Source organism: Lysinibacillus sp. GW823-FHT02G10 (genome assembly GCF_058797135.1).
Genome location: NZ_JBXAJI010000013.1, coordinates 31175 through 54936, shown reverse-complemented (window position 1 = coordinate 54936; position 23762 = coordinate 31175). Strand labels below are relative to the sequence as shown.

Genomic DNA, 23762 nt, shown 5'->3' with positions numbered 1-23762 from the left:
TTAGCAATCATCTCTCGACAGCAACTTTTAAATTATAACATTTCTTCACTTCGTTGTCAACACTTTTTTAAAATGTTTTTTCAAATCAGCGGAGACAACTTTTAAATTATATTATAATCAATTATTCATGTCAACATCTTTTTTTCAAATTGTTTTTGAAGTTCAATGTTGTTGATTGCATCGTCTTAACGACAAGTAATAATTTATCACGTTAGAAAAAACTTCGCAAGTGTTTTTTATACAAAATCTAATTTAATTTAACAAACTTGCTTTAATAAGCAAATTTGTGTATTTACGAGAATCGTAAATCATAGTATCTTTCCTTATTTATTATTTGTTTTACTATACATCTCTTTCTATTAAATCTCAATATCTTAAATTAAAATACTACTTACTTTTCAAGTTAAATATAGCTCATAAAACTTAGTGTAAAATTACTTCCTAAATAAAACTACAAATTTAATTAGTTGTTTAGGTCAAAGAAGGTTTTTAAAAATTTCATTATGAAAATAAGCAGGCGCTAAAGTAGAAGTACTTTAGCGCCTGCTTATTTCTAATAGTCCCTATTTTATTTCATTACCTTGAGGGTCAACTATATTTAAGCACCACAAGAAGTTATCCCATGCAGAATACCAGCCACTAAAGATTTCAGAAGAATCGTCCCAACGAACATCAAATTTCTTATGGCCATCTATTTCTACTAAATATAAAGTAAGATTCTCGTCTTTTTTAGCAACGACTAATTTCATACCATGCTCGAGCTCTTCCTCCGTAAATGGAACATCAGAAACAGAACGTAATTGTGCCTGTTCAAATACTTGTTTGTTAATAATTTTGTAATTCATTATAAGCCCCCAATAAAATACTTCTTTTTATACTTATTGTATTTGATTTGAAAAACATAGAACTATAAAAGTATAACCTAAATATAATCTACGTTTAAACAACTTAATTTTTTTCATTGAGCAAAAAGAAGAGAACTCACCTATCCTGTGAATTCTCCTCTTAATTCATTGAATGCTCTTTAGCAGCTCTATAAAGAGCCTACGCAGTAATTTATTTTGTAATATGACGCATTGTTGGGAACAATAATACATCACGAATTGATGGTGAATTTGTTAGTAGCATAATTAAACGGTCAATACCTATACCTAAACCACCTGTTGGAGGCATACCGTATTCTAATGCTTCAATGAAATCATTGTCCATTTCATGTGCCTCATCATTACCTGCTTCTTTTTCTGCTAATTGTGCTTCAAAGCGTTGGCGTTGGTCGATAGGGTCATTTAACTCTGTGAAGGCATTGGCGTGCTCACGACGAACGATAAATAACTCAAAGCGATCTGTAAAACGCTCGTCCTCTGGATTTTTCTTCGCAAGAGGTGAGATTTCTACAGGGTGACCATATACAAATGTAGGCTGTACAAGCGTCTCTTCTACTTTCTGTTCGAAGAATTCATTGATAATATGACCTACTTCGTGAACATCCTTCACTTCAACTCCATGCTCTTTAGCAAGTGCTTGTGCTTGTTCTTTTGTCATCGGCTGCCAGAAGTCTACACCTGTAGCCTCTTTTACAGCTTCAACCATATGAACTCGTTTCCAGCCTACAGCAAGGTTGATTTCATCTTCACCATATTGAACAGAAGTTGTACCGAGAACTTCTTGAGCAACATGTGCAATAAGGTTTTCAGTTAGAGACATGATATCTTGATAATCAGCATATGCTTCATATAGTTCAATCATTGTAAATTCAGGGTTGTGGCGTGTAGAAATTCCTTCATTACGGAACACACGTCCGATCTCGTAAACTTTCTCTAAACCACCAACTATTAAACGTTTTAAATGCAATTCGATGGCAATTCGCATATATAATTCCATATCAAGGGCATTGTGATGCGTAATAAATGGACGAGCTGCTGCGCCACCTGCAATTGTGTGAAGCATTGGTGTTTCTACTTCTAAGTATCCAGCATTATCTAAATAATTTCGGATTGCACGAATAATTTTCGAACGCGTGATAAATGTCTTTTTGCTATCTTCGTTTGTCATTAAATCTAGATAACGTTGGCGATAACGTTGCTCAACATCCTGTAAGCCGTGGAATTTCTCTGGCATAGGACGTAGCGCTTTTGTAAGGAATGTGAATTCCTCAGCCTTTACAGAAAGTTCTCCTACTTGTGTACGGAACACGTTACCACGCACACCCACGATATCTCCTAAATCAGCTTGTTTAAATAATTCATACGCTTCTTCGCCTACATGATCTTGACGAACATAAATTTGAATTTGACCATTTAAATCTTGAATATGTGCAAAGCCAGCTTTTCCTTTACCACGTTTCGTCATAATACGGCCCGCAATAATTACCTCTTGAAGGTTTTCCTCAAGCTGTTCTTTTGTTTGATCTGCAAATTGATCACGTACTTCTGTTGATAAATGTGTACGCTCAAAACGGCTTCCAAATGGGTCTTGTCCATTTTCTAGTATCGTTGTCATCTTTTGGCGTCTCACCAATAGTTGATCATTTAATTCTTCTATATTTGACACTTGTTTCACTCCTTAAGTAAATTGTCCGCGTTTACGTCCATAATATTTCTATTGTACACAATTTTAGTGCTGTAATCATCTGTTTCAATTTATTTTCAATCCAATACAAAATAATTAATAATTCTAAAAATTAAAGGTGCTGCTGAAAAGGCGCCTCTATCAAATTATAGAGACGCCCATAATAAAAACTATATCATTAATTCTTTAACTTCTGGAACAATCAATTTAGATTCGCTTTCTTCATACTCCAGTACAAGACTATTTAATAGTACCCGAAGTTCTGCCGCAGTTTCTGTTTGGTTAATAGCATTGCGGGCCTTACCATTACCTCGGATTCCTTTTAAATACCATGATGCATGCTTACGCATTTCCCGTACTGCAATTCCTTCTCCTTTTAATTGAAGAAGTCGTTCAAAGTGTAGTAAACATACGTCCATTTTTTCTCGTACACTTGGCTCTTCTTTTAATTCACCAGTTGCTAGGTATTGAACCGTACGATAGATCATCCATGGATTACCTAAAGCAGCACGTCCAATCATTACTGCATCTACACCTGTAGTTTCCAGCATACGTTTAGCATCTTGGGGTGTTTCCACGTCACCGTTACCAAGCACAGGGATGCTGACATTTTCCTTTACTTGACGAATATAATCCCAGTTCGCTTTACCCTCATACATTTGTACACGTGTACGACCATGAACTGCTACTGCAGCTGCACCTGCACGCTCAACAGCTTGAGCGTTTTCAATCGCAAAGATATGTTCTTCATCCCAACCAATACGCATTTTTACGCTAACCGGCTTTTTAACAGCATCCACAACAGCCGCTACCATCTCATATACTTTATTAGGATCAAGTAGTAAACGTGCTCCCGCTTCACATTTTATAATTTTATTAACAGGACATCCCATGTTGATATCAATAATATCAGCAGTCGTATTTTCATCCACATATTTCGCTGCTTCCACTAAGGTTTCTTTATCTCCACCAAAGATTTGCAGTGAAAGAGGATTTTCACGTTCATCGATATAAAGCATACCTAATGTTTTTTCATTTTTTTGGACAATGCCCTTATCACTAATCATTTCAGCATATACGAGACCTGCCCCAAACTCCTTAACCGTTAATCGGAAAGCAGAGTTACAAATCCCAGCCATTGGCGCTAATACTACTCGGTTGTCCATGACAATATCGCCAATTTGAAATGGCTTCTCTGTTGACTGACTCAACGTTTTTCTTCCTCCTCTATAAGCTTTACCTATTTTCTCTATCTATCGTTAATGCTATACGCTGATAATTCATTCCTATACAAATACTTAATTCACCGCTGACGGCTCATTAAAGTGGTTCCAGAAGATTACGCCTTCCTTTTCACAATCCATTTGCTGTAACAGATCATGCGCTTGTTGTAGCTGTTCATCGAAAGGTGATGGTGTGATCTCTACAAGTGGTACTAGGACGAACGCTCGCTGGTACATTCTTGGATGAGGAACAATTAAGTTCTCCGTTTCAATATTCTCTTGATTGTAAAGTAAAATGTCAAGATCAATAACTCTTGGGCCCCAGCGGAATTCTCTTACACGCCCTAATTCCCGTTCGATTTCTTGGCAAATATTCAACATCTCAACAGACGATATAGCTGTTTTTAGATGAACAGCTATATTCAAAAAATCGGCCTGATCCGTATAACCTACAGCAGCTGTTTCAAAAACAGATGAAACACGAATCAACTCTAGTTCCTTCTTTTCTTTTAAAAGGTCTACTGCATGCTGAAGATTCTCATATCTCTCCCCCATATTTGTTCCGATAGATAAATAGACATCCTTCATTAGAAATCCCCCCTCGTAACCTCAACAGAGACTTCTTTATAATAACCATGAATAGGTGGGTCTGGTTTAATAAGCTCTACACGAACTCCTTTTACTTTATCAGGATAGGTTGCTAAAATCACATTTGCTATTTTCACAACAAGAGCCTCAATAAGCTTAAACGGTTCACCCTCTACAATATCCCGACATAACGCATATACCTCTGCATAATTTACGGTATAAGAAAGATCATCCGTTTCACCGGCTTTTGTCATGTCTACTGCAAGCGAAACATTTGCTCGAAAGCGTTGGCCTAGAGTGGTTTCAGCTGCTAATACACCATGATAACCATAAAACTGCATGTCCTTTAAATGAATATAATCCATCACGCTTCCTCCTTAAACAAACGTTTACCCACTAATACATCCGTCATATACGTTGCCCGCGCCATTTCCTTTACATCATGAACTCTTATCATATGACAACCCTTTTCAATTCCATAAACCACTGTGGCGCTTGTCCCTTCAAGACGCTCCTCAACAGGTAAGTTCAAGACATTACCAATCATTGATTTACGTGATGTTGCTAATAATACGGGATAGCCCATAGCCACTAAATCCGATAAGTGTTGCATCATAGCTATATTTTGTGCAGTATTTTTAGCAAAGCCGATACCGGGGTCTAAGATGATATGATGATCGGGAACTCCCGCTTGCTGTGCAATGGCAATACTTTTTTCTAAATCTGCCTTTGCAGTCGTCCAAAAATCAACACCATAATCCATATTTTCACGGTTATGCATTAAAATGATTGGAACATGTAAGTCTGCAGCAACCTGAGCAATTTCTGGTTCTGCCTTTGCTCCCCAAATATCATTGATGATATGTGCGCCGGCTTCAATTGCGGCACGCGCCACACTTGCTTTATACGTATCAACTGAAATAATGACCTTTACTTCTTGTGCTAACGCTCGAATAACCGGCACGATGCGTGCAATTTCATCTTCATCTGAAATTCGTTCGTACCCAGGACGTGTAGATTCTCCACCTACATCGATAATTTTTGCTCCTTCAGCCACCATTTTTTTTGCTTGAGTAACTGCAGCCTCCACATTGTTATACTTTCCTCCATCAGAGAAGGAGTCCGGTGTAACATTTAGAATCCCCATAACAAATGTTTCTTGTCTATAGTCTAATGTAATACCATTAATCGTTAATGGTTTCGTATATTTTTCTAGCATGTAAACGCTCCTTCTATCCTCGTTCCACTTCTTGAACAAATGCGCTATGCAAAATGGAATAAATAGGTCCTTTATTGCCTAAAAATCGCTGGTTCGCCAAGCTACTAATAGGCACAAGTTCTTGTACTGAATTGGTAATGAAGCATTCCGTACTTTTTAGTAAATCCTCTTTTGTATAAAAGCCTTCCTGTACGTCAAGGTTTAGCGCACTAGCCTTTTCTATAACCCATGCACGAATAATTCCTGGTAAAATACCTGTCTCCAAAGAAGGCGTATATAGTATATCATTTTTTATCCAAAATATATTTGATGTCACACCTTCAGCTACATAGCCTGATTCTGTTAAAAAGAAACCTTCTTGTTGAGCCAGTGATGGCATTTCAAAGCGACCAAGCACGTTATTGCCGTAATGGTGCGATTTAACACGAAATGCTTGTTCAGGTGTATTGCGTGGTATGGTAAGCCATTGTGCAAACTTTTCAGTACCACGCGGCGTGTCTTGAAGTTCCTTGCGAAAAATGATGATATTAGGTTGTCTATATTCTGTTGGCTGTAATCCAATATTATGTTCACCCGCAGATACATTTAAACGGAAGTAACCATCCTGACCGCCAGCAAGTTGATTTAGTTGTTGCACAGCCTCAAGTAATACACTTTCAGGATAGTTTAAATGAATGTGATATTGTGATAAAGCATGTTGTAATCTTTCCATATGTGCTTCCCAGTAAAATACCTGACCACCATATGTACGGAACGTTTCAAAAAATCCTAATCCATATAAAAATCCATGATCAAATGGCGAAATTCTCAGATCCTGGGCCGCCATATAGTTTCCGTTCATCCAGCACTGCATCTATTTCACTCCTTCTATATACATTTCTATAAATTGGCGAAGAAGTTGTTTCCCTTGCTCTGTCATAATGGATTCCGGATGATATTGTACACCCTCAATAGGATATTCCTTATGACGTAAACCCATAATTTCTCCTTCTTCTGTCCAAGCTGTTACTTCTAGACACGCTGGTAATGTCTCCTTTTCTACAATAAGAGAATGATAGCGAGTTGCTTGGAATGGATTTGGCATGCCTTTATGCAAACCCACTTCAGCATGCAGCACGGGTGATGTCTTCCCATGCATTAAACGTTCCGCTTGTATGACATGACCACCAAACACTTGTGCAAGCGCCTGATGTCCAAGACAAACTCCTAAAATCGGAATATTTCCCGCGAAATATTTAATAATGTTCAGGCTTTCCCCCGCCTCATTTGGACTACATGGCCCTGGAGAAATAACAATCATATCTGGCGAAAGTTGTTCTATTTCTTCTACTGTAATAACATCATTACGTTTTACTACTATGTCATGACCAAATTCACCCAAATATTGGACGATGTTATAAATAAATGAATCATAGTTATCGATCATCAAAATCATATTACTCGCTCCTCTGCCATTGCCTTTGCCTGCCACATTGCTTTCGCTTTATTTAAAGATTCCTGATACTCTCTTTCCGGAACAGAGTCAATGACAATGCCTGCTCCAGCTTGAATATGCGCAACCCCATCTTTTACAAACGCTGTACGGATTACAATATTAAACTCCATATCACCTGTAAAGCCTAGCCAGCCGATTGAGCCTGTATATAAACCACGTCGTACAGGCTCCAATTCTTCAATAATTTCCATAGTGCGGATTTTTGGCGCTCCTGTAATTGTCCCACCTGGGAACATCGCACGAATAACATCTGCATTCGTTTTACCTTCTGCTATTTCTCCACGCACATTCGAAACGATATGCATAACATGTGAATAGCGCTCAATGACCATAAACTCATCCACTTCCACTGTTCCATAGGTGGATACGCGTCCTAAATCATTGCGCTCTAAATCCACTAACATCACATGCTCAGCACGCTCTTTATCATTATCAATTAATTCTTGAGCCAACGCTAAATCTTCCTCTTCCGACTTCCCTCTTGGTCGAGTGCCAGCGATTGGTCTCGTCGACAACTCATTGCCTTGACGCTTGACTAGTAACTCTGGCGATCCAGAAACAACAGAAAAATCAGGTGCTTCAATATAAGCCATATATGGCGACGGATTAAACGCTCGTAGTGCCTCATAGACATCTAGTGCATTTGCATTGAGTTTCTTAGACTGACGAACAGATAAATTCACCTGAAAGACATCGCCTTGTGCGATATACTTTTGGATTTTTTTTACTGCTGCCTCGAAATCGCCGCCTGCAAATGAAACAAGCAACTCATTTTCATCATTCTTAACTTCTATAGCAGTTGTTTTCTCAAATTTGCGCGCGTCTAATCCAGCCTGTGCAGCAACCTGCCAGATGTTAGCCCATTCTTCCAAGTTAACCTCATTCTCTTCTAACTTCATAAGTGTCACTGTATTCGTTTTCACATCATGTACGGCCCAGCAATCAAAGATATAATAATAGATATCAGGCACTTGTAAATCATCTGTTGCCGTATTAGGAAGCTCCTCGATTTTACGAGCATAATCATACGACACAAATCCAATAGCCCCTCCCTGAAAAACAGGTAGCTCTGCATTATAAGAAACCTGATATTCCGCCACAAGCTCTTCCAGTAAGTCGAGGGACTCCCCTTGTAAAACTTCCTGTCTGCCATTTCTCCAATTTACGAAAAGCCCACCCTCTACTGATCGTGCGGTAGCTAATGGATTCCACGCAGCTATTGAAAAATGTCCACCACGTCCACTCTCTAAAAACACATGCGCTTGCTGCGTCTCTGTCTGCCTTTTATAGCTATAAAAAAATGAATCTGCATCCATCGTTAATGTTTTTGTAAGTATTGTTTTCAAGTTATTTTTCCCCTTTAAACATATGATGTGATTCCATCTTAACTTGATTATTACATAGAAGCGAATGTTTTTATAATTTTCATAGTGCCCTAGTTTTCACACTAAAAAAGGGCCCCTTTATAAAGGAGCCCTTACATAAAAAAATTGAATTAGTCTTCAAATTGATATAAAGGTGTTGATAGATAACGCTCACCATTAGAAGGCACAATAGCAAGGACATTCGAACCCTTACCTAAACGTTTTGCCGCTTCAATTGCAGCATAGATTGCAGCACCAGATGAAATACCACATAGGATTCCTTCTTCACGTGCTACTTTACGTGCTACTTCAAAAGCAACCTCATTCTCAACAGGGAATACTGAAGAATAGACTTCTGTATCTAAAACTGCTGGTACAAATCCAGCGCCAATTCCTTGAATTTTATGAGGCCCTGGTTGACCACCAGAAAGAACTGGTGAATCCTTTGGTTCAACTGCAATGATTTCAATGTTTGGATACTTTTCTTTTAAGACCGCACCAGCACCAGTAATTGTACCACCAGTGCCGACACCAGCTACAAAAGCATCGAGTGTCAGGCCATCAAATGCTTCTACAATTTCTGGGCCTGTTGTTAAACGGTGAATTACCGCGTTCGCAGGATTTGTAAATTGTTGTGGTAGGAAGTAGCCATGTTCTTCAGATAGTTCTTCTGCTTTAGCAATTGCACCTTTCATACCTGCTGGACCAGGTGTTAATACAAGCTCTGCACCATAAGCACGTAATAAATTACGACGCTCTAAGCTCATAGTTTCTGGCATAACTAAAATGGCTTTATAACCTTTAGCAGCTGCAATCATCGCAAGACCAATACCTGTATTACCAGATGTCGGCTCAATAATCGTACCACCAGGTTTTAATGTCCCGTCTTTTTCCGCAGCTTCAATCATAGCTAAAGCTAGACGGTCTTTCACCGAGCTTCCCGGATTAAAATATTCTAATTTTACATACACAGTACCTTCATTTTCACTTGTTGCATGATTTAATTTTACAATTGGTGTTTTACCAACTAATTCAGCTACCGAGTTTGCTAATCTACTCATTTACTAATCCACTCCCAATCCCTACTATTTTTATAGGTTTTACTTATTTTGTATTTTATCAATTTTTCCATTCGATTGTCAATAAATAAAACTAATATTTTCAGAATATTTATCATTGCTATGAAAAGGAAAAATCTTATCCTCACTAAAGAAAAAGAACCTGCATTTATTGGGTAATTCACTACGAATGCCTGTAAGTTTGATCAGACTCATTTTACCCCGCAAAACCTGCAGACTCTCTTCATGTATTATTTTTCTTTTTTAGTCTCTCCATAATACCAAGTAGCATTAAATTCCGACCAAAATGCTTCCGGCGTAACAGATTGCGGTAATTGCTCTAAAGCTAATTCTCGCTCAATATGTTCTTTCACATCGTCATATGTAAAGGATTGTCCTTCTAATATCTCTTGTACTTGAACAATGCCATAATGACCATTATCTAACTTAAAGGCTTTACTTACCTCATCTGCCTTTAGTGATTTTACAGTATTAATAATTGCAGGGTCTACATTTTCCTGATTTTCTGTAAGGAAACCAATATCCCCTCCTAAACTCGCTGAAGCACTATCAACAGATATTTCTCGTGCCAGCACTGTAAAATCAGAGCCATTTTTTAATTCACCCAGTGCCTCATCAGCAGCTTTTTTTGAATCGACCTCAATAAAATTCGTACGATAGCTTGTTTTTGTATTATATAAGCCTTGATTTTCCTCATAATACTTTTCAACGTTTTCTTCCTCTATCACTACATCTTTAGTGAGTACCTTATCCAATATAAGCTGTGATCGAATCTTTTGGCGTAGTTGCTCTGCCGAAAGATTTTGCATGGCTGTATCATACTTATCTTGAGCAGATCGCATTAACGCTAATTCAAGATCAATTTCTTTATCAGTAACTTTAATTTTATATGTTCTTGCGGCCTTTTCCATTACCGTTTCATTTACTAAATTTTGGAGTGTTTCTTTACCATATCGTTCTTCCATAGCAATCATCCACTCTTGGCGTGTGATAACATCCCCGTCAATGGCAGCGACTTGTTCGTCGCTACCAATTTCCTGACCTTTGTTAGGGATCAACCAACTAATGAACCATAATACATTTCCTAATAACAAAACGGCTATGACAGCTAAAGCAGGCTTTGTCTTTAAACGACGTTGCAATAAAGGAGTTTGGTTTGGTGTTACATTGGTTGAAGGTCGCCGATTACGCGTTGAGCTCATCGATAAACCCTTCTAGCTCATCTTTAGAAAAGCTATATGTCTCTAAGCAGAAGTGACATTGTGCCTCTGCACCGCCGTCCTCATCAATCATTTCTCTAATCTCTGCTGTTCCTAGACCTAAAATTGCCGCACCAAACCGCTCTTTTGAACATTGACATTTAAATTCAACTGGCATGGAATCTAAAATTTGTAGATGCCCATTTCCTAATACAGCTTCTAAAATTTGCTCTGGTGTAAAGCCTTTTTCAATCATTTTGGAAACAGGCTCTATTGTAGCAAGGTGTTGCTCAATTTCAGTTATCGTTTCTTCCTCACAGCCTGGCATTAATTGAAGTATAAATCCGCCAGCTGCAAGAATAGTGTTGTCTGGATTAACTAATACGCCTAAACCTACAGATGATGGTACTTGCTCAGATGTAGCAAAATAATAAGTAAAATCTTCAGCAATTTCGCCTGAAACAATTGGTGTTTGTCCTGAAAACATATCTCTTAAACCAAGGTCTTTAACAATTGTAAGAGCACCTTCTGTTCCAACACCTGCTCGAACATCTAGCTTACCTTGCTCGTTTAAATCAAAGTGTACATGAGGGTTTGTCACAAATCCACGCACTTCTCCATGTGCATTACTATCAATTACCATTGGGCCAATTGGACCGTTGCCTTCAATTTTAATAGTAATTTTCTCTTCACCTTTTAGCATGGCTCCCATCATAACTGCCGCTGTCATTGAACGACCTAAAGCTGCTGATACAACTGGCCATGTATCGTGACGGCGTTGCACTTCTCCTACTGTGGCTGTTGTACGTGCTGCAAACACACGAACTTGTCCATTAAATCCTAAACCTCTTACTAAATAATCACTCATAAATGGAATGTCCCTCATTTCCTATTGGTTACGTTTATAGAGCTTATATAAACCCTTTAACGTTAAAAATGGATCTACAACATCTATAATTTGTGTCTCCCCTGCAATTAGATTTGCTAATCCACCTGTAGCAATAACTAATGGCTCCTCTTTACTTTGTGCTTTTATACGATTAACAATGCCCTCAACTTGCCCGACAAAGCCATAAAAAATTCCCGCCTGCATGGCAGAAACGGTCGTTTTCCCCACGATATGTGTAGGTCGAACGATTTCAATACGCGGCAATCTTGCAGCCTGTGTATAAAGAGCCTCTGTAGAAATAGTGATGCCTGGCGCAATAGCTCCACCCATGTAATCGCCCTTTTCGTTCAAATAACAATAGGTTGTTGCTGTCCCAAAATCAACTATGATACAAGGGGCCTTATATAAATCTAGAGCTGCTATGGCATTCACTATGCGATCAGACCCAACCTCACGAGGATTTTCGTATTTAATATTTAAACCTGTTTTCACACCTGGCCCTACTATCAATGGCTTTTTTCGAAAATACTTCTGGCACATCGCCTCTAGTGAAAACATAATTGGTGGCACAACTGAGGATATAATAATGCCTGTTATTTGTTCAAATGAAATGCCTGCATGATTAAAAAATGAAAGAACTTGCATGGCATATTCATCTTCTGTTTTATGAAGATCCGTCACCATACGCCAATGGAAGGCTAATTGATCGTTGTCATCATAGACACCTAATACAATATTGGAATTCCCTGCATCTAAAACTAAAATCAAGAATGACACCTCCCATGTCGTCATTGTAACTTTCACAATCCCCATATTACAATATTTTCTCTAACTGGAATGAGGATAAAACACTTTAGAAAATGATACCATACTTTTTATCTTGATTCAGCAGATGTTGTTTGTACTGTAGGGATAGTCTTAGGTACATCACCTTCTACTACAGGTGGAGATAAATACCTATACATGTTATCATCCTTCTTTAAAAAGAGGCCCCCTAAATATGGTAGCCTCACTTACAATCATTTGAAATTAAATTTTTCTGGATCTGGACCACAACGTAGTCCATCGTTCATTGCATCTAACTGTGTCATTTCTTGCTCAGTTAACGTAAAATCAAAAACAGCTAAGTTTTCAGTCATACGTGCAGGTGTCATCGTTTTTGGAATCGTGACAACATCATGTTGCACATCATAGCGTAATACAATCTGTGCAGGCGTTTTGCCATATTTAGATGCTAGCTCTTGAATCAATGCCTCTTCCAGTAGAGAACCATTCATCAACGGAGACCATGCCTCTACCTGTATGCCCTTATCCTTACAGTAGGCACGTACTTCCTCCTGTATTAAATGCGGATGGAATTCAATTTGATTTATAACAGGGACGACAGTCGTTTCCTTCAAAAGGCTTTCCAAATGGTGTACATGGAAATTACTAACACCAATTGAACGTACTCGACCATCTTGATAAATCTTTTCTAGTGCTTTATAAACTTCAATATAATTTTGGTCTATTCCAGGCCAATGTACTAAATATAAATCTAAATAGTCTAATCCTATTTTTTCTAGACTGCTGTCATATGCCGCAAGTGTTTCTTCATAGGAAAGTCCATCGTTCCAAACTTTTGATGTGATAAATAATTCTTCACGAGTTACCAAGCCTTCTTCAATGGCTGCTCGTATTCCTCGTCCAACACTTTCTTCGTTTCGATATACTTGTGCTGTATCAATACTACGATAGCCTTTTGCTATAGCTGTTTTGACTGCTTCAGCTAGGTCATCTCCTTCGGGTACTCGAAAGACACCATAACCAACCAAAGGCATTTTAAGACCATTATTCAACACAACATTTCCCACGCATATACACTCCTATCTTTTTTGGCTAACATCCTCTCTAAATGGCAGAGTTGCATGCAGCTTGTCTTTTTTACTACTCTATCCTAATGCTTATTAGTAAGAAAAGGCAAAGAAAAAGACTGCTTACTGAACTAGTAAACAGTCTTCCCTATTTTTAATCACGTTTTTCATCGATACCCTTAGGTGCATCATTCGGTTCTTTACGTTCTTTTGCTAAATCCAAAGTTGTTGGATTTGACTCTTTACTTAGTAGCTCTTTTTCAACAACTGGTTCGCCAATAGTATCTAATGTAGGCTTTGCTTCAATCTTTGGAGTGTTCTCCTCAATTTTTTCTGCAGCCTCTGGTTCCGGTAACACACCATGATCACGTAAATGCTCAATTTCTTGTGCATTTAATGTTTCTTTTTCCATTAGTGTATTGGCAATTAAATCAAGCAGGTGACGTTTTTCCGTAAGGATACGCTTAGTACGCTCATATTGTGTATCAATTATTTTTTGCATTTCTTTATCAATTTCATAGGCTATTGAATCAGAATAGTTCTGGTCAGAATTAAAGTCGCGGCCAAGGAATACATTACCACCTTGACTTGAACCAAATTGCATAGCTCCAAGATTCTCACTCATTCCGTATTCAGTAACCATAGCACGGGCAATGCTTGTAACCTTTTGGAAATCGTTATGTGCTCCAGTAGAAACTTCACCAAGAACAATTTCTTCAGCTACACGACCACCCAGAAGACCTGCAATACGATCTAAAAGCTCTTGCTTTGTCGTAAAGAAGCGCTCTTCCTTCGGTAACATAATCGCATATCCACCCGCTTGCCCACGAGGAACAATTGTTACTTTGTGTACTGTATCAGCCTCATCTAGCTCAAGACCAACGACTACGTGGCCGGCTTCATGGAAGGATACCAGTTTCTTCTCTTTCGCAGAATATACGCGACTGGCTTTTGCAGGACCAGCGATTACTCGGTCTGATGCTTCATCAATATCTGCCATATTTATAGTGCGCTTACTTTTTCGAGCCGCTACAAGCGCTGCTTCGTTTAGTAGATTTTCTAAATCCGCACCTGAGAAACCTGGCGTACGTTGAGCAACAGCTGCTAAATCAACTGTATCTGCTAAAGGCTTATTACGTGCATGTACTTTAAGAATTGCCTCACGTCCTTTTACATCAGGATGACCTACTGTAATTTGACGGTCAAAACGACCTGGACGTAATAATGCTTTATCTAAAATATCCGGGCGGTTTGTTGCGGCAATGATAATAATCCCTTCATTGGCACCAAAACCATCCATTTCAACTAATAACTGGTTTAATGTTTGTTCACGCTCATCATGGCCTCCACCGAGACCAGCACCACGTTGACGACCTACTGCATCAATCTCATCGATAAAGATGATACATGGAGCATTTTTCTTAGCATTTTCAAATAGATCTCGGACACGAGAAGCACCAACACCGACAAACATTTCTACGAAGTCAGAACCTGAGATAGAGAAGAATGGAACACCTGCTTCACCAGCTACTGCTCGTGCAAGTAATGTTTTACCTGTACCTGGAGGACCTACAAGTAAGATACCCTTTGGAATACGGGCACCAATTTCAGTGAATTTGCGGTGGTCTTTTAAGAATTCTACCACTTCAACAAGTTCTGCTTTCTCTTCATCAGCACCTGCTACATCTGTAAAACGCACTTTTTTCTTTTGATCATCATACAGTTTAGCTTTACTTTTACCAAAGCTCATCACTTTATTACCGCCACCCTGAGATTGACTCATTAGGAAGAAGAATAAGAAAATGATGATAATGAAAGGAATAATTCCTGTAAAGAATTGAATCCATCCACTTGTTTCTGGTGCTGCTAAAAAACTAATATTACTATTTTTATCCTTAGCAGCCTCATCGATGCGGTCCATTAAAGATTGGTTTTCACGAGGGATGTTTGTAGTAAAACTTTCCCCTTTTTCATACCCCTTCAGTGTTCCTTCAACGACGTAAACTGATTTATCAGGTTGAATTGTAGCACTTGTTATTTCTTTCTTATCTAGAGCTTCTTGAAACTCATGATAAGTTAATTCTTTCGTTGGTGAATTTCCACCATTGAAAGTACCAAAAATACCGATAATCACTAGGAAAATCAGTAGATAGAATATGGTATATCGAAATATTCGATTCATCTCCAGCCTCCTCATTACAAACAGAAAAATTATAAGTAAAATCTTAACATATCATGATTTCATCATACAACGAAAAGCCCTACTTAAAAAATGTTTCGTTCACTTATTGCCGTTATCACAACAGTTTTTAGGCCATCTTTATATGTCCCAGCGTAATTGTACCTGTTCCTCGGGCTCGATATAGCTAAACATTGTGTCAAGATTTTGAATTATGTTAAACATAACTAAAAATACGTGACTTGCGCTGGAGACCTTTACTTTTTATAGCTGGTCTTTTGTTCTTAGAAAGAATATACCTCAGGCTTTAAAATACCAATATAAGGTAAGTTACGATATTTTTCAGCGTAATCTAAGCCATATCCAACAACAAAGCCATCTGGCACTTCGAAACCAACATAGTCAGCAGATAAATTTACTTTTCGACCTGATGGTTTATCAAGTAATGTAACAATTTTAATGGACTTTGCTTTGCGATATTTAAATAAATCTACTAGATAGCTTAAAGTTAAACCACTATCAATAATGTCCTCGATAATTAATACGTCACGTCCCTCAACGCTTGTATTCAAATCCTTTAAAATCTTCACTTCACCAGATGACACAGTAGCATTACCATAGCTAGACACATCCATAAAATCAAGTTCGATGAAAGAATCGAAACGTTTCATTAGGTCTGTCATAAATGGCATTGCCCCTTTAAGTACGCCAACAGCTAATGGAAATGCATCTTTGTATTCCTCTGTTAATTGCGCGCCTAAGTCTGCAATTCTTTCTTGCAATTGTTCTTCTGTAATCATAATTTTTTCGATGTCGTTTTGTAACATATCGATTCCTCCTCGTGATGTATCAAAAAATCTTCACCCTATTTCGGTGAAATATTTTACAAAGACCTTAGTCTACGATGAGCACTGTATCATCGTTTGGTTGCGGAGTGGTTGAAAAAAATATTCCCATACGCACACCAATTACCGCTACCACCTCATCAGATTGAGAAATCAGTAACGGCCAGCTATTTCGCTCATTTAAAGGAATCTTTTCATCTATAAAAAGGCGAGATAAGCGTTTTGGCTGATCCATTCCTTTTAACAGCATTCTATCTCCATCCCTGCGTGCCCGAACATAAAACGGTAGGTGGAGTTTGCTAGCGTTAAAATAAAAAAGTTGTGCAGTATCCGTCAGCAATTCAGACGATAAATCATGCAAATTGACTACGCGTAAGCGCTCACCATTTGTCAGTGTTGTCCAGCCATTAGCAGTCGAAATAACCTGTTTCTCAGGAGAAGCTAGGCCTTCTAACGGCTCCTTTTTCTGAATCGTTAAATTTCCATAACGGCGAACTGCTAGAAAATCTTCAGGTAAGTGAATTTCAGCATACCCTGCTGTTGTATCACAAAGCTTTAAAATTGAAGTCAATAAGGCATAACTTTGTATCGTATTTGAATCTTTGTAAAGATAGTTTAATAGTATTAAAATGAGCCTCCTTTGTAAAGCAAGTGGTACCAATTGAAATGCCTCAATTTCCATGCGATATGTATTTTCATTATTTCTTATGATGATTTGGGAAAATACATCTTGGGCCAATGTCATTAAAAAGGTATCGTCTTCTTGCAATTGCTTTGTGAAATGGGTCACCTGTTCAGTCACTCGCGGATTCTCTGCCTCCAATAAAGGCACCACATGATGTCTAAAACGATTACGTACATAGGTATCTTTAGAATTGCTAGCATCTTCTCGATAATCTAAACCTTTTCTAAGTAAATATTCCCCTATTTCAGACTTTGTAACCGTTAAAAACGGACGAATTAATGATTTTCCTCCAAAAATTCTTTGAGGACGTATGCCCTGCATGCTATTCATTGTTGCATTTTTTGTAAGGGCCATTAATACTGACTCCAGTTGGTCATCCGCATGATGTGCAGTTACAAGCTTATTAGCATTTGTTTTTTGCAGAACTTCTTTGAAAAATTGATACCTTTCCCTACGACATATTAACTGTGTATTACCATTTTCCTGTGCCAATATTGTAGGTATTGGAATTTCCTTGGCATGTAAGTAAACATCATTAGCGTCACAATATTTTTGAACAAAAGCCCTATCCTCAGCAGAAGCTTCTCCTCTCAACATATGATCAACATGTACGGCTTCCACCTGAATGTTCCAATGCTCCTGTGTTTGAATAAAGTAATGAAGTAAAGCCATAGAGTCTACCCCACCCGAAACGGCGATGAGAAGATGGTCGCCTTGCTGTAATAATTGCTCTTCTTCTATAAATGTTTTGACCTTTAATTCAAATGACAAACGCTTCTCCTCCCCTTTTCGTTGTTAGTTTAAGATGATTTGCTCATTGAATACTGAGCTGGTCTAAAGACAGCCCATGTCGGTACAACATGTGTCACCTCTAACATTAATACTGTACAATCATCCTCTATTTCAAAATATCCTTGGAATGATTGCATAATGGTTGTTAGCTTTTCTTGAATCGTTTTATTTGTACTTGCTACCTGCTGTGCGAAAGCTAAAAATGTTTCCTCCTGTTCATCCCAATCAGCTACACTTGAGAACAGTCCATCTGAATGCATTAAAATAACATCACCTGCCTTCAGTTTTCTTTTTTCAGCTTCGACCGCTGAAATAGATAAGAATCCTACAGGTGCTGCATTACTTTCTACTTTCAGTACCTCTTTTCCACGCAAAATGTAGGTTGACATTCCACCCGCTTTCCACGACCACAAATCTCCATGCTGTAAATCGACAAGTGCAAAATCAAGGGTTGCATACATATCATCTTGCTGCTTTAATGCCATGACATAATGGAGCGTATGCATCGCAGTTTCGGGATTCATATTGTAATTTAGACACTCTCTCATTAAATGAATCAATTTTCTACTTTCATGTTGTGCTTCTTTACTTTGCCCCATACCATCAGACAGCAATATCGCAAATAATCCTGGATGCAATTGGAAAAGGGCATGAGAATCACCGGAATATAGTGTTGCATCTTTAGACATGCTATATATATCATACTCTACTTCAAAGCTAATAGCTGATCTAAAGCAAATTTGAACATGACGAAATGGTATTTCGCAGGCTACTACTTTTTCAATTTCAAAAGGTTCATCAAAAATTTCATAAAGAATCGGCAAAATCATACGTTCAGCTAATGTCGTATCTTTCTCCCAGTTCACACGTGCTGGTGCTAAGGCACAAACAATCTTTCTTGCCCCAGGCTTATTACTTAAGACATCAAGTTGAAAACATTCAATATTGGCTTCCTTTAAGCGCTCAACAATGTCCTTCTCAACACTTACAAAAGAAATTGTATCTTCCTTCATCTCAGCAATTAACTGATTTAAATGATTGCTCATATCTCGCAGTTGAAGGGCAATCATTTTTTTACCATGGAAATATTGCCCGTTAATTCGTTCTCTATAAAGTTCTGTATCTAATTCCTCAAAGATTTTCGTGGATTTCACACATTTATAGCGTATTTGTTCTTCAACACGATGAATAGCTGATTCCTTGCCTACTCCTTTCATATGAAACCAATCTGTCATCAGCTTGTCCATACCATTATTTTGCGCACCCCAGCAATGATCATAACGGAAACAACTTAAACAAGTATTCATTGGTGCTACTTCCTTTGCCGCTTCAACTGGTGCTGTCATAAAGCGATCAAACACAAGTTCCTTCATGAATTGCACAAAATGCTGAAAGTGCTCTAATTTATACGTTACATGTTCTGTTAACCAATTCTGTCGGGCTAGTAAAACCTCTTCTCGTTGTGGAAAGAGCTTGTCCCTTACCTTATCTGAATATTTCTTTGGAATGGTTAGAAATAAAATACTACCAATGGCAATTGAGGTGAAATAAACACTATCCAAGGGCAATGTGGCGTCATAAAATAAAAAAAATACACTAGGTAAAATACTACCAATAGCAACGCCAAATCTACCACCTTTCGCTCCCATACCCGCACATAATCCAGTTAAGGTAGCCACCGAAAGCATACCGGTAAACGAAAGCTTGGCCACACCTATAAGCGTTCCTAACACTGCTCCAATGACAGTTGCTAAGGGCACACTTCCAACCAATGCGCCAAAACAGATAAAGAGCTGCAGTAAAAAAATAGGGAGTGAAAAATAGCTTATTACAACCGTTTGCATTCCAGTAAGCATGGCTGCAAAGACAACTAATCCTGAACCTAGCTTTTCATATGTCCAATGCGTCGTAAACCATTCATACGAATTAACAAATAATACTTGCATAAACAATGTCATAATAAGAGCTAAAGCTGCTTCACAGCCCACATAAAATTGTACAAGCACTGGTGGTAAGCCTTGATACATCACCCCTTGCCACATTATTTGTACTAGTAATACAGCTAAAGACACCGCAATACTTTGGGGCAGTTGCCAGTAACGAAAACGCATAATACATTCATACAGGATAATTTGTAAAGCGAGAATTAGGACTTGTCCAAAGCCTAGGAAAAAGCAACCCGCTAAACTCCCAAATAATACGAATTTAGCATACTCCCTATATTTTGTTCGAATAATGGCCCAAAAAGGAACTGAGAACGGTACAGCCGCTTCAAATACAACAGATTGAGCCAAGAAAAAGGCGGTTAAAAAAAAGAGAGAGCCTATTAGGATCTGCTTCTTTTTCAAACCTATTTTTTGGTCATCTACATTCGTTGTATTATACCATTCAATACTTGTCATTTAACTATCCCCTTTCCGCACTTTTGGTTATTATAAAAAATTATGTGTGGAAAGATTGTCTGACGTTGACAGAAAAAAATATAAATATTTCGACTAATAGCTATTCATAAATACGAGAATTGGCAACAATTTCTATAGTAAAAGGCTTTTGATCAATAGAAATATCGGAAAATTCAATTATTGAATTAATATAATAATTATTTACTATTCATCTTAAAGCCTAATTTGAAGGGATTTCACGTACTATTAATGGTTTGATTCAACTCTTCTCTAGGATATATTTCTACGTAAGAACAAAAAATCCGCTAAAATATTCTTCTATAGTTAAATGTCCTGAAATATCTTTAAATATTTTTTCAAACCTACTTGACACTAGCACGATTGGCTTGTATTATTTAACTTGTTGCTTAAACGACATGCGGAAGTAGTTCAGTGGTAGAACACCACCTTGCCAAGGTGGGGGTCGCGAGTTCGAACCTCGTCTTCCGCTCCATTTCTAAATTTGGCGGCCTAGCTCAGCTGGCTAGAGCGTACGGTTCATACCCGTAAGGTCGGGGGTTCGATCCCCTCGGCCGCCACCATATAGGCCCGTTGGTCAAGTGGTTAAGACACCGCCCTTTCACGGCGGTAACACGGGTTCGAATCCCGTACGGGTCATCTCAAATAGGTATCTCAGAACTAGATTCTGAGATACCTATTTTTAATTTATCCATCTATCTACTTCTTTGCAAATTCTATCCGTCCGCTCAAGTAAAGCTATGTGACAGAATATAAAAGTATGGCATACTAGTAAAAACAAAGTTTTTAGGAGGTTTAATTCCCTTGAGTGCATTAACGAAAGCTGCTTTAATTTGTGGAAGTGGCTCAATGATTATTCTTATTTCAATTCTAATAAACTTACCGTTTTTTGTTCAAATAATCTTATTGCTTGGTGGACTAGCTGTGAGTGTTTATGGTGTTGCTTTACTTGTCAAAATGGTTATCCATCCTGTGAAGAAAGAATCCATTGGTCTTACCGATGAAAAAACGATAACACCCACAAAAAAGAAAAAGAGACCTTCTTCTACTTTATAGGTATATTAAAAAAGGGAGTAGCTTTTTAAAAAGCCACTCCCAACTCTATTTCATACACTTTTTCTACGATTAAAACAGTCAGCAAACTACCCTCTTCTAGCTCCGCGACCTCCGCGTTTTGATTCTGTAGCACGTTTAAGTGTTGCTAGACGTTCATCACTATCTTTTAAGAAGCGTGCCATTTTTTGCTCAAAATTTTCTTTTGGCTGGTGGCGTTCGTTGCGATCATTGGAACGATTATCACGACGTGGACGTGCTGGACGCTCTGGTCGCTCTGGTCTTTCAGCTTGAGGCTTTGCTTTACGGATTGAAAGACCAATCTTTCCGTCCGCTTCAACATTCATCACTTTTACTTCAACTTCATCTCCAACTTTTAGATGCTCATTGATATCTTTTACATAATTGTCAGCAACTTCACTAATGTGAACTAAGCCTGTTTTGCCATCTGGCAGCTCAACGAATGCTCCAAAATTTGTGATTCCTGTTACTTTACCTTGTACCTTGCTGCCTACTTCAATTGACATAAAAAAAATGCTCCTCCTTAAAAATTAAGCGACTCTTTTGAGCCATGTAATCAATTTAATCAAACTTTTTACTGCAATAAGCTTCTCTTTTCATTATATATAACAATAAAAGAGTGTCAACAATACATAGCTTTTCAGTCGTCTTTTTTATCTTCCTTATCTGGAATGATGAAAATAATCTCACCTTTTTCCGATAAGTAGTACTCTTTTCTTAATAGCTTTGCGATATATTCATCATCCTGCAATTGTTTGATTTTAAGATTTAATGTATCTTGTTCCTCTTTCAATTCAGTGAGATGCCGATTCGCTTCTTCTTTGGATTTCTCTTTTGCTGCTAATGTTTCATTCTGATGTGACAGCACATTTAAGAGAAGAGCAATAATAATGACTGGTACAATCGCAAAAAAGACAATACGACGCATCTTACGTTTTCGAGCCTGTTGTTTGCGATTTATAGCTCTATCCGTGTTACGGACATAGTCATTATCAAGCTTAGTGAAGTTTTGGGATTCATCATTTGATGAATGACGTCTAGTCATGTCCGCACCTCCGATAATTATTGTTGCTTTTTATTATACTTCAAATATCGTAATTTTTTAAAAAAAGTGTAGGACAAATACGAATAAATTTTGACAAAAGGTCTTATAACAAACATAACAATATTTATTAATAATTGCAAAATTTGTCGAATAACCGTAATTATGAAACGCACAATGAACCAAAAGGGTCTCCATGTTATATTCACCAAAATTCTAGCAACGAAACGTAAAAAGGTTTGAAAAAATGATTGATACAAAAAAATTCCGGCTATTTGCGCTAGCGGGTCGTAAGCCCGCCAAGCGCCATCTTTTAGCCAAAATAATAAATAGTATGTCAACCCTCCAAGTAGAATCCAAGTTATTAACTCAACAACCATCATCCACTTTCGAAGGCTTGACCTTTTTGGAGTTGAAAAAACAATAAGCCTTATACTATCAATTATGAAACCAACTGCTATACCGCTCAAAACCATGACAATTAATTGATAAAATTGTTCACTGACAATCATCCAAATAACTTATGAAGGAAACCTTTCGAGAAGCCACTTTCCTCCTCGTCGTACTGTAAGGTTTTTACAGTTCCTTCAAGTGTCAATAATCCTTTGTCAACATCTAAATGAACGATATGCAGTTCCTCTCCACGGATTAACAAGTGCCCTTGGGACGTCTTAATGAAAAACTCTTCCTGATCAAAGCGTTCAATTGATTTTACAGAAGTCATGTCCATTCTTTTACGATTACGAATCGTTAAAATATGCTCTCCAGATGGAATTGTGTAACGATTACTTTCTTGATGTAGCGTCATTTTTTTCCTCCTTTAGTCGTCCTAGCTTCTGTTCACTTTATGCGGACAACCTTCAAAGCATGACAACTTTATTTAAGTTGTGTCATACTTTCACCTACAAAAAGAAAGGCAGGACAACAATAGGAGGGCTAGAAAATAAATTTAGCTTTAATCCTCATCATCAATAAATTCAGGCTCAATCTTTTCAAGTCGTTCTTCTTTCAAAATGGTAAACATTTTTGCTGCATCTTCTTTTTTCACAGTATCACGTATTTCTTCTACACGTGCCGTTACTATTTTTTGACCAAAACGGATAGCAAGCTCATCACCAGCTTTCACTGTACTACTTGCTTTTGCAATCTTTTCATTGATTGTAATACGTCCTTGATCGGCCACTTCTTTGGCTAAAGTACGGCGTTTTATTAAACGGGATACTTTTAAAAACTTATCTAATCTCATAA

24 protein-coding genes and 3 tRNA genes are annotated in these 23762 nt (G+C 37.9%); 4 read left to right on the top strand and 23 right to left on the bottom strand.

Translation table 11 applies throughout. From position 1 onward, the window contains the following. Positions 1–563 precede the first annotated feature (563 nt). The 18 genes from AC1RFD_RS21645 to AC1RFD_RS21560 all read right to left on the bottom strand — a co-directional run bounded on the left by AC1RFD_RS21645 (position 564) and on the right by AC1RFD_RS21560 (position 20380). Positions 564–845 (bottom strand): hypothetical protein, encoded by a 282-nt coding sequence (locus AC1RFD_RS21645; RefSeq protein ID WP_048395308.1) that lies wholly within the window; start codon positions 843–845, stop codon positions 564–566. 211 nt (positions 846–1056) lie between these two features. Further along, positions 1057–2559, bottom strand: coding sequence for a lysine--tRNA ligase (lysS, locus tag AC1RFD_RS21640; RefSeq protein WP_259951243.1), 1503 nt, complete (start codon positions 2557–2559; stop codon positions 1057–1059). A 179-nt stretch (positions 2560–2738) separates the two neighbouring features. Then, a complete protein-coding gene (gene dusB, locus AC1RFD_RS21635) occupies positions 2739–3779 on the bottom strand; it encodes a tRNA dihydrouridine synthase DusB (protein WP_103117258.1) in 1041 nt (346 codons plus the stop codon). An 87-nt stretch (positions 3780–3866) separates the two neighbouring features. After that, positions 3867–4379 (bottom strand): 2-amino-4-hydroxy-6-hydroxymethyldihydropteridine diphosphokinase, encoded by a 513-nt coding sequence (folK, locus tag AC1RFD_RS21630; protein ID WP_492475250.1) that lies wholly within the window; start codon positions 4377–4379, stop codon positions 3867–3869. Continuing rightward, positions 4379–4744, bottom strand: a complete 366-nt coding sequence (gene folB / locus AC1RFD_RS21625; protein ID WP_004229125.1) for a dihydroneopterin aldolase — start codon at positions 4742–4744, stop codon at positions 4379–4381. The genes folK and folB overlap by 1 nt, the downstream gene beginning before the upstream one ends. Then, positions 4744–5598 (bottom strand): dihydropteroate synthase, encoded by an 855-nt coding sequence (folP, locus tag AC1RFD_RS21620; RefSeq protein WP_004229126.1) that lies wholly within the window; start codon positions 5596–5598, stop codon positions 4744–4746. The genes folB and folP overlap by 1 nt, the downstream gene beginning before the upstream one ends. 13 nt (positions 5599–5611) lie before the next feature. Continuing rightward, the gene (gene pabC / locus AC1RFD_RS21615) at positions 5612–6451 is read right to left on the bottom strand and encodes an aminodeoxychorismate lyase (RefSeq protein ID WP_492475249.1); all 840 of its coding nucleotides are present in this window, start codon (positions 6449–6451) and stop codon (positions 5612–5614) included. After that, positions 6452–7033 (bottom strand): aminodeoxychorismate/anthranilate synthase component II, encoded by a 582-nt coding sequence (pabA, locus tag AC1RFD_RS21610; RefSeq protein ID WP_048395320.1) that lies wholly within the window; start codon positions 7031–7033, stop codon positions 6452–6454. Continuing rightward, positions 7030–8439: an aminodeoxychorismate synthase, component I gene (gene pabB, locus AC1RFD_RS21605; protein ID WP_054548589.1), complete on the bottom strand. Its 1410-nt coding sequence runs from the start codon at positions 8437–8439 to the stop codon at positions 7030–7032. Before pabB ends, pabA begins: the two co-directional genes overlap by 4 nt. A gap of 149 nt (positions 8440–8588) precedes the next feature. Further along, positions 8589–9518 (bottom strand): cysteine synthase A, encoded by a 930-nt coding sequence (gene cysK / locus AC1RFD_RS21600; protein ID WP_004229133.1) that lies wholly within the window; start codon positions 9516–9518, stop codon positions 8589–8591. A gap of 248 nt (positions 9519–9766) precedes the next feature. After that, entirely contained in the window at positions 9767–10738 is a 972-nt protein-coding gene (locus AC1RFD_RS21595) for a peptidyl-prolyl cis-trans isomerase (protein WP_288579891.1), read from the bottom strand. Beyond that, entirely contained in the window at positions 10722–11603 is an 882-nt protein-coding gene (gene hslO / locus AC1RFD_RS21590; RefSeq protein ID WP_009373570.1) for an Hsp33 family molecular chaperone HslO, read from the bottom strand. The genes AC1RFD_RS21595 and hslO overlap by 17 nt, the downstream gene beginning before the upstream one ends. A 21-nt stretch (positions 11604–11624) precedes the next feature. Continuing rightward, positions 11625–12392, bottom strand: coding sequence for a type III pantothenate kinase (locus tag AC1RFD_RS21585; protein WP_048395343.1), 768 nt, complete (start codon positions 12390–12392; stop codon positions 11625–11627). Between the two features lie 251 nt (positions 12393–12643). Continuing rightward, entirely contained in the window at positions 12644–13477 is an 834-nt protein-coding gene (locus AC1RFD_RS21580) for an aldo/keto reductase (RefSeq protein ID WP_081010921.1), read from the bottom strand. Positions 13478–13631: 154 nt separating this feature from the next. After that, positions 13632–15659: an ATP-dependent zinc metalloprotease FtsH gene (ftsH, locus tag AC1RFD_RS21575; protein WP_048395325.1), complete on the bottom strand. Its 2028-nt coding sequence runs from the start codon at positions 15657–15659 to the stop codon at positions 13632–13634. Positions 15660–15940: 281 nt separating this feature from the next. Further along, on the bottom strand, positions 15941–16483 hold the full coding sequence (gene hpt / locus AC1RFD_RS21570) for a hypoxanthine phosphoribosyltransferase (protein WP_004229145.1): 543 nt from the start codon (positions 16481–16483) through the stop codon (positions 15941–15943). 67 nt (positions 16484–16550) lie between these two features. Further along, positions 16551–17957, bottom strand: a complete 1407-nt coding sequence (tilS, locus tag AC1RFD_RS21565) for a tRNA lysidine(34) synthetase TilS (RefSeq protein ID WP_369580776.1) — start codon at positions 17955–17957, stop codon at positions 16551–16553. Between the two features lie 29 nt (positions 17958–17986). After that, the gene (locus tag AC1RFD_RS21560) at positions 17987–20380 is read right to left on the bottom strand and encodes a SpoIIE family protein phosphatase (RefSeq protein WP_048395327.1); all 2394 of its coding nucleotides are present in this window, start codon (positions 20378–20380) and stop codon (positions 17987–17989) included. A gap of 418 nt (positions 20381–20798) precedes the next feature. On the opposite strand from AC1RFD_RS21560, the gene AC1RFD_RS21555 reads away from it, so the two are divergent. From AC1RFD_RS21555 to AC1RFD_RS21540, 4 genes are all read left to right on the top strand, one after another. Continuing rightward, positions 20799–20873: transfer RNA gene (locus AC1RFD_RS21555), tRNA-Gly, on the top strand. An 11-nt stretch (positions 20874–20884) separates the two neighbouring features. Then, positions 20885–20961: transfer RNA gene (locus AC1RFD_RS21550), tRNA-Met, on the top strand. 4 nt (positions 20962–20965) lie between these two features. Beyond that, a tRNA-Glu gene (locus AC1RFD_RS21545) sits at positions 20966–21037 on the top strand. Between the two features lie 165 nt (positions 21038–21202). Further along, entirely contained in the window at positions 21203–21454 is a 252-nt protein-coding gene (locus AC1RFD_RS21540; RefSeq protein ID WP_048395329.1) for a hypothetical protein, read from the top strand. Positions 21455–21540: 86 nt separating this feature from the next. Here AC1RFD_RS21540 and AC1RFD_RS21535 read toward each other — a convergent pair whose 3' ends face one another. The 5 genes from AC1RFD_RS21535 to AC1RFD_RS21515 form a co-directional block, all read right to left on the bottom strand. Beyond that, a complete protein-coding gene (locus AC1RFD_RS21535) occupies positions 21541–21978 on the bottom strand; it encodes a S1 domain-containing RNA-binding protein (protein WP_048395331.1) in 438 nt (145 codons plus the stop codon). Between the two features lie 134 nt (positions 21979–22112). Next, on the bottom strand, positions 22113–22517 hold the full coding sequence (locus AC1RFD_RS21530) for an FtsB family cell division protein (RefSeq protein WP_048395333.1): 405 nt from the start codon (positions 22515–22517) through the stop codon (positions 22113–22115). 17 nt (positions 22518–22534) lie between these two features. Then, positions 22535–23026, bottom strand: coding sequence for a spore cortex biosynthesis protein YabQ (gene yabQ, locus AC1RFD_RS21525; protein ID WP_048395335.1), 492 nt, complete (start codon positions 23024–23026; stop codon positions 22535–22537). Further along, on the bottom strand, positions 23023–23322 hold the full coding sequence (gene yabP / locus AC1RFD_RS21520; protein WP_004229167.1) for a sporulation protein YabP: 300 nt from the start codon (positions 23320–23322) through the stop codon (positions 23023–23025). The genes yabQ and yabP overlap by 4 nt, the downstream gene beginning before the upstream one ends. A gap of 147 nt (positions 23323–23469) precedes the next feature. After that, complete coding sequence (locus AC1RFD_RS21515) at positions 23470–23760, bottom strand: RNA-binding S4 domain-containing protein (protein ID WP_048395337.1); 291 nt, start codon at positions 23758–23760, stop codon at positions 23470–23472. Between the last annotated feature and the right edge of the window lie 2 nt (positions 23761–23762).

Excerpts from the sequence above, each read along its gene's own strand:
- AC1RFD_RS21645 (WP_048395308.1), bottom strand. The coding sequence starts at position 845 with ATGAATTACAAAATTATTAACAAACAAGTATTTGAACAGGCACAATTA.
- AC1RFD_RS21530 (WP_048395333.1), bottom strand. The coding sequence starts at position 22,517 with ATGACTAGACGTCATTCATCAAATGATGAATCCCAAAACTTCACTAAG.
- ftsH (WP_048395325.1), bottom strand. The coding sequence starts at position 15,659 with ATGAATCGAATATTTCGATATACCATATTCTATCTACTGATTTTCCTA.
- yabP (WP_004229167.1), bottom strand. The coding sequence starts at position 23,322 with ATGACGCTACATCAAGAAAGTAATCGTTACACAATTCCATCTGGAGAG.
- hpt (WP_004229145.1), bottom strand. The coding sequence starts at position 16,483 with ATGTTACAAAACGACATCGAAAAAATTATGATTACAGAAGAACAATTG.
- pabA (WP_048395320.1), bottom strand. The coding sequence starts at position 7,033 with ATGATTTTGATGATCGATAACTATGATTCATTTATTTATAACATCGTC.
- cysK (WP_004229133.1), bottom strand. The coding sequence starts at position 9,518 with ATGAGTAGATTAGCAAACTCGGTAGCTGAATTAGTTGGTAAAACACCA.
- hslO (WP_009373570.1), bottom strand. The coding sequence starts at position 11,603 with ATGAGTGATTATTTAGTAAGAGGTTTAGGATTTAATGGACAAGTTCGT.
- folK (WP_492475250.1), bottom strand. The coding sequence starts at position 4,379 with ATGAAGGATGTCTATTTATCTATCGGAACAAATATGGGGGAGAGATAT.
- pabC (WP_492475249.1), bottom strand. The coding sequence starts at position 6,451 with ATGCAGTGCTGGATGAACGGAAACTATATGGCGGCCCAGGATCTGAGA.
- AC1RFD_RS21560 (WP_048395327.1), bottom strand. The coding sequence starts at position 20,380 with ATGACAAGTATTGAATGGTATAATACAACGAATGTAGATGACCAAAAA.
- AC1RFD_RS21595 (WP_288579891.1), bottom strand. The coding sequence starts at position 10,738 with ATGAGCTCAACGCGTAATCGGCGACCTTCAACCAATGTAACACCAAAC.
- AC1RFD_RS21515 (WP_048395337.1), bottom strand. The coding sequence starts at position 23,760 with ATGAGATTAGATAAGTTTTTAAAAGTATCCCGTTTAATAAAACGCCGT.
- folB (WP_004229125.1), bottom strand. The coding sequence starts at position 4,744 with ATGGATTATATTCATTTAAAGGACATGCAGTTTTATGGTTATCATGGT.
- AC1RFD_RS21535 (WP_048395331.1), bottom strand. The coding sequence starts at position 21,978 with ATGTCAATTGAAGTAGGCAGCAAGGTACAAGGTAAAGTAACAGGAATC.
- yabQ (WP_048395335.1), bottom strand. The coding sequence starts at position 23,026 with ATGATTGTCAGTGAACAATTTTATCAATTAATTGTCATGGTTTTGAGC.
- folP (WP_004229126.1), bottom strand. The coding sequence starts at position 5,598 with ATGCTAGAAAAATATACGAAACCATTAACGATTAATGGTATTACATTA.